The organism is Haladaptatus sp. AB643 (assembly GCF_024136975.1).
Taxonomy (GTDB): domain Archaea; phylum Halobacteriota; class Halobacteria; order Halobacteriales; family Haladaptataceae; genus Haladaptatus.
Map to the genome: position 1 here is coordinate 413567 of NZ_JAMYJW010000004.1, position 7936 is coordinate 421502.

Consider the following 7936-nt stretch of genomic DNA (forward strand, 5'->3'; position numbering starts at 1 on the left):
GGATTTAGCTGACGAGTTTTTCTTCGCCACGTTCCACGATGACGCGGCACGGCGGCGAAATCTTGTTGTACGCACGGCGGAACGCGTCCTTCACGAGGGGCGCGTCGTCCACGGTACACCACGCGGTGAACACTCGATCGCCGTTGGCGATTCGTGCTGCCGTTCCGACCGGCTTACCGAACGCCTGTCGCATTCCGTCGGAAACACGGTCCGCACCCGCACCGGTCGCCTGCTTGTTCTCGCGCAGGACCTGGTGGGGGAACTTGCGGAGGATCATCTTGTAGCCGGTTTCGCCGATGTTCTTGAGCAGGAAGCGGTTCGCCGAAAGGCGGGAGGCTTCGAGTGCGCCGTGGCGAATCTGGCACTCCTCTTCGACGATAAGCGAGATCTGAACTGGGTAGTCGTCCTCGTTGCTGTCCACTTCGCCCATCTTGTGCTGTGCGATCTTCGAACCCGGAATTCCGGTGATGTATTCGCGTCGTGTGTACGAGGGCTTGTCGATGGCCCGGTACATCGAGGCAGGTTTGTCGGACATAGTTACTACTGAAGTCTGATGGTCAGGGCGTGAATAAACCCTTCGAAGCGTGTTCGCCGCTGGCTAGACGAAATCCCCGACGAAGCGGTCGGGAACGTACGCCAGCAGGTGGTCGGGGATCTGCCCGACCATCCATTCCGCGATTCGGACGAGGGGTTTGCGTAGAAGCGCGTAGACGCCCGAAATCAGGACTGCGCCGACCACGAGCGTTTGGATCGTTCCGTCGTAGAGCACGAGGCTGGGCAGTGCGACCGTGAACGCGAGTGCGAAGTCCTCCGGCGCGCCGTCGTAGCGAATCCAACGACGCGGGGAGATCCACTGACCGCGGAAGTGGTCGTACACCGCACGTTCGGACTGGCCGAGCCATGGCTTGAGTTCCAAGCCACCGCCGAACGCGTCCGAGACGGAGTGTGCCGCCGCCGCGAGGAGGAAGAACCCGACGGCGAACGTCAACGCTGTCGGCACGACCGCTGCGATCGCCAGCGTTGCAACCGCCGCGATCGAGAAGTACACCGGGAAATGCAGGGTCTTCCGGTGACCCGAGTACAGGTCCAAGTCCGGAAACACGCCGCCAGCGAATCCCGCGAGAACCGCAACCGGAGCCAACTCCGGCGCGACGAAGAGCGAGACGCTCCCGAGTAGCACGCCGAGGAGGGCGTGGGTCGTTGCCATCATGAGTAACATCGATAGGCAATGTTTGCATAAACACCTGTCGGCCTGTTGTATGGTATCATGAACCATATTTACGGGAGACGAACGGATAGCCAGCGTTTACTCCCCCCGTCACCTATCGAGCAACGATGGAGATCGATCTCTCCTCGTATCGCCTCGTCCGATTCCTGCAGTTCGCCATCGCCAGCGTCGCGTTCGTCGGCCTCGTGACGCGGAATGTCGGGGTGCTGATAAACGGGAGCTTCGCGCTCGGGGTGACGTTCCTCCCCGGCGTGCTAAAGCGGGACTACCGCCTCTCGCTCAGTCCGACGCTGACGCTGTGGATCACCGTCGCCGTCTTCCTCCACGCCATCGGCATGCTCGGGTTATACGACGAGGTCTGGTGGTGGGACCACCTCACGCACCTACTCTCGGCGACCCTCGTCGCTGGCGTCGGCTACGCGACTGCACGGGCCTTCGACGAACACTCCGACGCCGTCTACTTCCCGCCGCGATTCATGTTCGTCTACGTCCTCCTGTTCACGCTCGCCGCCGGTGTGATCTGGGAGGTGCTGGAGTTCACGGCGCGGGCGAGCGCCGGATTAATCGGCGTGAAACCCGTCCTCATCCAGTACGGCCTGAGCGACACCATCGTCGACCTGATTTTCGACGCCGCGGGGGCGGTGCTGGTCGCGCTGTTCGGTACCACCCTGCTCGCCGAAACCGTCGAGACGCTTCTCGCGCGGCTATCGAGGGAAAAGGATTGAAATCACACAGTCCGGTTTCGTGGGGTGAGCGCGTTCAGTTCGTTGTCCGCGTTTTCCAGACGTCGCTCCCCCACCTGACGGTAGAACTCCTGTTCACATCGAAAAACCGCCACCGATGGGAGTTCACGGCGAAGAAGTCGACGGGCGTCAGTCCCGCGAGTAATCCCATCCGGTCACGTCGCTCGGCAGGATTTCGCCGTTGATGTGCCACGTCCGGGGACGGTAGGCGATGACGAAGAGTCCCGCGTAGAAGGCCACGACGAGACCCGTGACGACCGTACCGGGAATCATTTCGATCGCCGCCGATTGGGGCCACTTCGCCGACGGCGTGTAGGCCGTCAACTGGAACACCCACGCCAGGAGCAGAATGCAAAACAACGGGGCGTACACCCGACGCAGTCGGTGGGCCAGCGCCTCCTCCAGGGATACCTTCATTTTCGGGTTGCGGTAGTCCTCGCTCAGCTTTTGCCGCCAGTCCTCGTCCACCACGCCTTTCGAGTCGTCGAGCGCCAACGCGAAGACGTTCTGCTGGAGCATTCGGACCCGAGACCGCCAGATGTCGTAGGCGCGGTACCTGCGGGCCTCGATGAGCAGGAAGATGCTCACCGTGATGATCGCGAGGAGGACGATGTAATGGGGATTGTTCCGACTCGAAAACGCCCACGTCAGGATGGCCGCCATCAACGTTATCGCCCAATTGCTCGTCCGGTCGAGGCGCTCGCGCCAGAACTTCATGCGGTGGATTTCTCCACGATACATGTGCGCGAGCGCCGAACTCGGACCCATGTTCTCCTCGAACAATCCCGCTCCGATCTCTGTACCACTGTTGTTCGATGGTTCGTCTGATTCGTTGGTTGTCATGGGTCGATGACGTAGCTCGCCGTTTCTACGATAGGAGTGAATATTGTGCTGTATGGTGAAAACCGTGGTGGTTTGGAGCGCAAAACGGTCGGGCTTGATGCGCAAACGGCCGAGCTAGTTGACGGGTGAGTCACACACGAACCGGTCGCGTCGCTAGCCGTTTCGGGGTACAGAAAATATGGATGTTACAGTAGTGCTCGCAAAAGTGTCGCCCGATTACAGACGGGTGACGTTCTTCGCTCGGGGGCCTTTCGGGGCCTGTTCGATATCGAATTCGATTTCTTGTCCCTCTTCGAGGTCAGCGCCACCCACGTCCTCCATGTGGAAGAAAACGTCGTCGTCCGCGTCGTCCGTCGAGATGAAACCGTAGCCGCCAGTGTCGTTGAAGAAATCAACTTTGCCTTTCGCCATTGCTTTTGTATGGAGTGGTGCCCCATAGATAATACTTCCGAGAGTTGTGTTACCACGAACAACGGCGCTACTCGCCGAGCCATCGCGCGATTGCACCCGCGACGAGAACGAGCGCACCGGTGATGAACGTCCCGGGAATCGGGAGGAAGAACAGTACGACTCCGAGGGCGAGAACTGGTGTGGATAGTCTCATGATAGAGGAGTTCGAGCGGACGATGGTTACGGTTTGTGGGCGAATATGCAAGCCCGGGTCGTCACATCGCCCCCACGATCACCACACCGATTCCACCGAGACCGGACAACACGCCGATGCCCTTTGCCAGTCGTTCCCCGCCGGGTGCCAGTATTTCGGCCGAGATCAGCACGGTAAGGGCGGCCATCCAAAGCAGGTTCATCGACCCGACGACGATCATGAGCGCCATCAGTGCCCAGCAACAGCCGATGCTATCGAGCGCCAGTCGCCACCCCGACCGAACCGCGTTCGGAATCCCACTCGTTCCACCCGCGAAATCGCGCTCGGGTGAACGACAGTGATCCAAGTGATGGCGCTTGAGCGAGGTGAGTTGATAGGCCGACAGCAGCAGCAACGTTACTGCCAGGAGAATCGTCCAGTTTCCGGGTGTGAGAGTGGCGATGGGAATCACCAGGGCGACGCCGAGCGGCACCAAACCGGTGAGAACCCAGACGAGCGTGTACGTGGCCATCGTGGCGACGACGGCTGTCTTCCTCCGTCCGCTCGTCGTGTCCCGATTTGCCTCGTAGTACGCCCGAAACGCGTTTGCTGATGACGGGTACATCATCGCCGTTATCATCGCCCCCCACACGAGCAGGTAGAGACCGACGCCGAGGAATCCGCCCGACAGGGCCATGGCTTCCGGCATTCCCGGTGCCGATATCCGCATGACCATGTCCGCCCCGGGCATGGGGACGCTACGGGTCGCGAGAAGGAGCCACGCGAGTACTGCGAGTCCGTACGTGAACAGGACGACCGGATGTCGCTGCCGGGCGAGAAACGCCCGCACTGGACGGAAGATGTGTATCATGAGTCCCCCCGGTTTTCGAGTTAACTACGGTTGCAACGGGTATAAGACTCTCCGACGACGGCATCACGACCGTTCAGTCGTCCGCATACGACGCTTCCGGTCGGAAGTTTCGACTGATGACCTTCCACCGTCCGGTCGAGAACCGGTAATAGTTGAGCACCGCGGGAACCGTCGTTTCGGCGATGTACGACAGATACAGTCCGACGAGTCCGATCGCCGGTATCGTCGCACCGAGATACGCCACCGGTATCGAACAGAGGAACATCCCCGCCGCTTGGGCGAAGAAGGGCCAGCGAGTGTCACCGCTGGCGTCGAGCGGACCGGCGACCGCACCGTTGACACCCTGTGCCAGAATAGCGAAACAGGAGACGTACACGAGCGAAACCGCCGTCGGTACCGACGGATCACCCGGGTCGGAGACGAACAGAAGCACGATGGGTTTGGCGAACGCGAACACGATGGCGGCCGCGACGAAGTACGTGGCTACCGAGAAGAGAACGACGTCGCGGGCGTACGTCTCGGCGGTTCGTTCGTTCCCAACCCCGAGTTCCTGCCCGACGAGACTGCTCGATGCCAGTCCGAACCCCCATCCGGGCGTGTTCATCAGTCCCCAAATCCGTCGGCTGATTACGTAGGCGGCGGCGACGCTCGGACCGAACAGGTTCACGATGGCCAGCATCGGGAATTTGGCGACCGTCCACACCATGTTCCGACCGACGACCGGAAGGCCGATGTGGACCAATTGTCGAAAGGTTTCCACGTCGAGATACGTTCCGAAGGGGTCCACCTTCACGGGGAGGTCACCCATTCCCGGCAGGCGACCGGCGACGACGCCGGCGACGAACGCGACGGTCACGACGATGTTCGAGAGGAGGGTTCCCCACGCCGCACCGGCGACACCCATTCCGAGTCCGAAGACGAAAACGGCGCTCAGAACGATGTTGCTCACGGCACCGCCCGCACGGATCACCATCGGCGTCCACGCGTCGTCGGCACCGATGTAGATCCGACTGCCGACGAGATTGAGCGACGCGAGTGGAACGCCCAGCGAGATGATGTGAAGATACGTCGTGCCCAATCGGACGATGGCCGGTTTGTCGGTGATCAGCGAGATGAGTTCCGAGGAGAACAGCCAGAAGACGGCCGCGACGGGGAGGGAGACCAACAGTACGAGCGCGGCGCTCGACCGAATCGCTTGACCCATCTCCTCGTACGCTCCCGCCCCGTACCGCTGTGAGACGAGTGCGATCGTTCCGCCGGCAAACCCCCCGCCGAGCGAGAACGCCATTCCCCAGAACGGCGAGGCGAATCCGACGCCAGCGATGGCTGCGGGACCGATGGCGATGCCGACGAACGCCACGTCGACGGCGTTTTTCGACATGCGAGCGATACCGGTAACGATACGGGGCCACGCCAGATCCGTCGTTCGCCGCACGTTTTTCGGTTCGACGAGGCCGAGACGGGAGAGCGAGAGACCGATACCGAGAATGATCAATCGAGCCGGGTTCGGGAAACGGGAGTCCACAGTGGGTGTTTCGAATCGAAAGTAAAAATTCCTTTCAAATGCGGTAAGAAAGAGGGAGTTCGACGGTCGTTCACAGCAGTAACCGATTGATAGTTCACTCCGCAGGGGAGATGACCACACGCGACCCGTCGTGTACTTCGACCCGATATCCGACGTAGTCGAACGAAACACACGATACCGAATTCGACGAGGTTACCCGTTCGAGTGCATCCCCATCGACGGCCGAATACAGCGGTTCGAGATCGGCCATATCGACGTTTTCCAACGCTGTGACTGCCGACACCACGGCTTCACAGACGGACTCGTTGGAGTCGAGGGTGCGTTCGTAGTCGTGTTGCTTCGATAGGATTGTCTCGGTCGAATCGGCAGATATCTCGGTCGGTGACTCTTTCATGGTTCTCACTTGTCGTTCATCAGCGAGTCGAGCATCGAGACGAATTCGCTCGATTCCCAACTCGTCTTGTAGGCACGTATGGTCCCCGACGGGATTAAAACAGACCCGCAGTTTCGGAACCCGAAATCGGGCGACAACGTGGCTCATAACGCCGAGAGGTTGACGAACAGTACAGCTGACATTTTTATCCCGCGGGACCGTACTTTCGTCCGTGAGCAAGGAGTGGGGGCCGGACGACATCTTCGACGTTCTCGCCAGCGAGACCGCGAGGGACATCCTCCTCTTGAGCAGTTCGACAGCCATGTCAGCAGGGCAACTCGCTCGGGGGTGTGATGCGTCGAAACCGACCGTCTATCGGCGGATAAACAAACTTCAGGAGTACAACCTCCTCGAACAGCGGATGGTCATCGACAATGGGGGAAACCACTACAACACCTACCGGACGAACATGGACCGTATCTGCTTCGAAATCCGCGGTGACGAGTTCGTCGTCACCATCCGGTTCGAGGAGGACCTCATCGACCGATTCGTTTCCGCATGGACCAAGCTCGGACGGTCGGAGACGGGGGACAACTGACATGCGTTCCGCCCGGTCCAGAGGGGGGTACTCATGGTGAACGGAACGATATTTTGGGCGTTCGTCCTGACGAACGTGTTCGTCTTCCTCATCGGCACCATACTCGCGTATCTGAGTTACAGAGCGTCCCAACGGGTGGGAGGAGGGTCGTTCCGATACGCGATACTCGGATTCGGTCTCATCGCGTTCGGCTCGTTGATCGACCTCGTTTACGAGCTGTTCGTAAAGCGGACACAGGAACTCGACGCGACCGAAATACTCGCCCTTCACACGAGTGAGTCGGCACTCGTCGGCCTCGGCCTCGTGTTCCTGTTCTACTCGCTGGTCGGCACCAGATGATCCGTACTCCGTCGTCGAACGAATCGAGCGCCGTCAGTCCACAATCGAGAGCGCCATGAAGTTCCAGTCGTCCCGGATTTCCGCCGGGGTCTGGGATTTCCCGTACGGTTCGGTGAACTCGAACCCGAGGTCGCGATACAACGACTGGGCGCGCTCGTGGAACGGGGCCACACCCAATCGGAGCGTCTCGAAGCCGTCCGAAACCGCTTCCGTCAGCACTTCGTCCACGAGTCTCCGACCGATTCCCTTGCCCCGGTCGGCCGGTTTCACGTAGAGTCGTTTCACCTCCGCGGTCGTCTCGTCCAGTCGCTTCAGTTGCACCGATCCGACGATTCGGCCGTCGTCCAGCGCCAGAAAGAGCGGTTCGGTCAGCGTCGTCGATTCGAGTCGCCCGATGTCGTCAGCCACGAGTCGTTCGGCGTCGGCACCGAAATCATCATCGTCGAACCACTCCCTCCCCTGTTCGTCCGCGCTGGCGAAGTAGTCCAAAAGCAGTTCGCGCAACTCGTCTTCGTATCCATCGATATCCGTGCGGACGATGGTGACCTCCTCGCACATGTGTCAGGATTGCTGTTCGTCAGTGTAAACAGTATTCGGTCGGGTTGGGCGAGCATCGGTTTCAAATCACGATCAGTGAGTACTCTCTACTCGGGTACTATTTCGTGGAGAAACATGCCGTCTTTTGGATTTGAACCAAAACCAGACGTGGCTCGCTTCGCTGCGCACGACAGGCAGGATTCAAATTCGCTCGGGTGCAGATTTTCCGCTCACGGTTCAGTCGCTTCGCTCCTTCACGTTGTTCGCAGAAACATGCCGCCTCCCGGATTTGAACC

12 protein-coding genes are annotated in these 7936 nt (G+C 60.1%); 3 read left to right on the top strand and 9 right to left on the bottom strand.

The window, feature by feature from the left end:
• Window positions 1-4: 4 nt before the first annotated feature.
• Together NKF25_RS11415 and NKF25_RS11420 are read right to left on the bottom strand one after the other, a co-directional pair.
• The gene (locus NKF25_RS11415; RefSeq protein ID WP_253226781.1) at window positions 5-535 is read right to left on the bottom strand and encodes a 50S ribosomal protein L16; all 531 of its coding nucleotides are present in this window, start codon (window positions 533-535) and stop codon (window positions 5-7) included.
• A gap of 63 nt (window positions 536-598) precedes the next feature.
• Entirely contained in the window at window positions 599-1210 is a 612-nt protein-coding gene (locus NKF25_RS11420) for a metal-dependent hydrolase (protein WP_253226782.1), read from the bottom strand.
• Window positions 1211-1335: 125 nt separating this feature from the next.
• On the opposite strand from NKF25_RS11420, the gene NKF25_RS11425 reads away from it, so the two are divergent.
• Window positions 1336-1953 carry a hypothetical protein gene (locus NKF25_RS11425; protein WP_253226783.1) on the top strand — a complete coding sequence of 206 codons (618 nt, stop codon included), beginning with the start codon at window positions 1336-1338 and terminating at the stop codon, window positions 1951-1953.
• A 147-nt stretch (window positions 1954-2100) separates the two neighbouring features.
• On the opposite strand, the gene NKF25_RS11430 is transcribed toward NKF25_RS11425, so the two are convergent.
• The 6 genes from NKF25_RS11430 to NKF25_RS11450 form a co-directional block, all read right to left on the bottom strand.
• Window positions 2101-2814: a DUF2270 domain-containing protein gene (locus NKF25_RS11430; protein ID WP_253226784.1), complete on the bottom strand. Its 714-nt coding sequence runs from the start codon at window positions 2812-2814 to the stop codon at window positions 2101-2103.
• A gap of 216 nt (window positions 2815-3030) precedes the next feature.
• Entirely contained in the window at window positions 3031-3225 is a 195-nt protein-coding gene (locus NKF25_RS11435) for a cold-shock protein (RefSeq protein ID WP_007979825.1), read from the bottom strand.
• 67 nt (window positions 3226-3292) lie between these two features.
• Entirely contained in the window at window positions 3293-3418 is a 126-nt protein-coding gene (locus tag NKF25_RS24220) for a hypothetical protein (RefSeq protein ID WP_256486825.1), read from the bottom strand.
• 61 nt (window positions 3419-3479) lie between these two features.
• Window positions 3480-4268, bottom strand: a complete 789-nt coding sequence (locus tag NKF25_RS11440) for a DUF2182 domain-containing protein (protein ID WP_253226785.1) — start codon at window positions 4266-4268, stop codon at window positions 3480-3482.
• A 73-nt stretch (window positions 4269-4341) separates the two neighbouring features.
• Window positions 4342-5793 carry an MATE family efflux transporter gene (locus NKF25_RS11445; RefSeq protein WP_253226786.1) on the bottom strand — a complete coding sequence of 484 codons (1452 nt, stop codon included), beginning with the start codon at window positions 5791-5793 and terminating at the stop codon, window positions 4342-4344.
• 94 nt (window positions 5794-5887) lie between these two features.
• Complete coding sequence (locus NKF25_RS11450) at window positions 5888-6187, bottom strand: HalOD1 output domain-containing protein (RefSeq protein ID WP_253226787.1); 300 nt, start codon at window positions 6185-6187, stop codon at window positions 5888-5890.
• A 211-nt stretch (window positions 6188-6398) separates the two neighbouring features.
• On the opposite strand from NKF25_RS11450, the gene NKF25_RS11455 reads away from it, so the two are divergent.
• Both NKF25_RS11455 and NKF25_RS11460 read left to right on the top strand, forming a co-directional pair.
• A complete protein-coding gene (locus tag NKF25_RS11455; protein ID WP_253226788.1) occupies window positions 6399-6764 on the top strand; it encodes a helix-turn-helix domain-containing protein in 366 nt (121 codons plus the stop codon).
• A gap of 33 nt (window positions 6765-6797) precedes the next feature.
• Window positions 6798-7103 carry a hypothetical protein gene (locus NKF25_RS11460; protein WP_253226789.1) on the top strand — a complete coding sequence of 102 codons (306 nt, stop codon included), beginning with the start codon at window positions 6798-6800 and terminating at the stop codon, window positions 7101-7103.
• Between the two features lie 33 nt (window positions 7104-7136).
• Here the strand turns inward: NKF25_RS11460 and NKF25_RS11465 are convergent, their stop codons facing one another.
• Window positions 7137-7661, bottom strand: coding sequence for a GNAT family N-acetyltransferase (locus NKF25_RS11465; RefSeq protein WP_253226790.1), 525 nt, complete (start codon window positions 7659-7661; stop codon window positions 7137-7139).
• Between the last annotated feature and the right edge of the window lie 275 nt (window positions 7662-7936).

What these genes read in the sequence shown, in the direction of transcription:
- NKF25_RS11415 (WP_253226781.1), bottom strand. Translation starts at nt 535, where the DNA reads ATGTCCGACAAACCTGCCTCGATGTACCGGGCCATCGACAAGCCCTCG.
- NKF25_RS11420 (WP_253226782.1), bottom strand. Translation starts at nt 1,210, where the DNA reads ATGATGGCAACGACCCACGCCCTCCTCGGCGTGCTACTCGGGAGCGTC.
- NKF25_RS11425 (WP_253226783.1), top strand. Translation starts at nt 1,336, where the DNA reads ATGGAGATCGATCTCTCCTCGTATCGCCTCGTCCGATTCCTGCAGTTC.
- NKF25_RS11430 (WP_253226784.1), bottom strand. Translation starts at nt 2,814, where the DNA reads ATGACAACCAACGAATCAGACGAACCATCGAACAACAGTGGTACAGAG.
- NKF25_RS11435 (WP_007979825.1), bottom strand. Translation starts at nt 3,225, where the DNA reads ATGGCGAAAGGCAAAGTTGATTTCTTCAACGACACTGGCGGCTACGGT.
- NKF25_RS24220 (WP_256486825.1), bottom strand. Translation starts at nt 3,418, where the DNA reads ATGAGACTATCCACACCAGTTCTCGCCCTCGGAGTCGTACTGTTCTTC.
- NKF25_RS11440 (WP_253226785.1), bottom strand. Translation starts at nt 4,268, where the DNA reads ATGATACACATCTTCCGTCCAGTGCGGGCGTTTCTCGCCCGGCAGCGA.
- NKF25_RS11450 (WP_253226787.1), bottom strand. Translation starts at nt 6,187, where the DNA reads ATGAAAGAGTCACCGACCGAGATATCTGCCGATTCGACCGAGACAATC.
- NKF25_RS11460 (WP_253226789.1), top strand. Translation starts at nt 6,798, where the DNA reads ATGGTGAACGGAACGATATTTTGGGCGTTCGTCCTGACGAACGTGTTC.
- NKF25_RS11465 (WP_253226790.1), bottom strand. Translation starts at nt 7,661, where the DNA reads ATGTGCGAGGAGGTCACCATCGTCCGCACGGATATCGATGGATACGAA.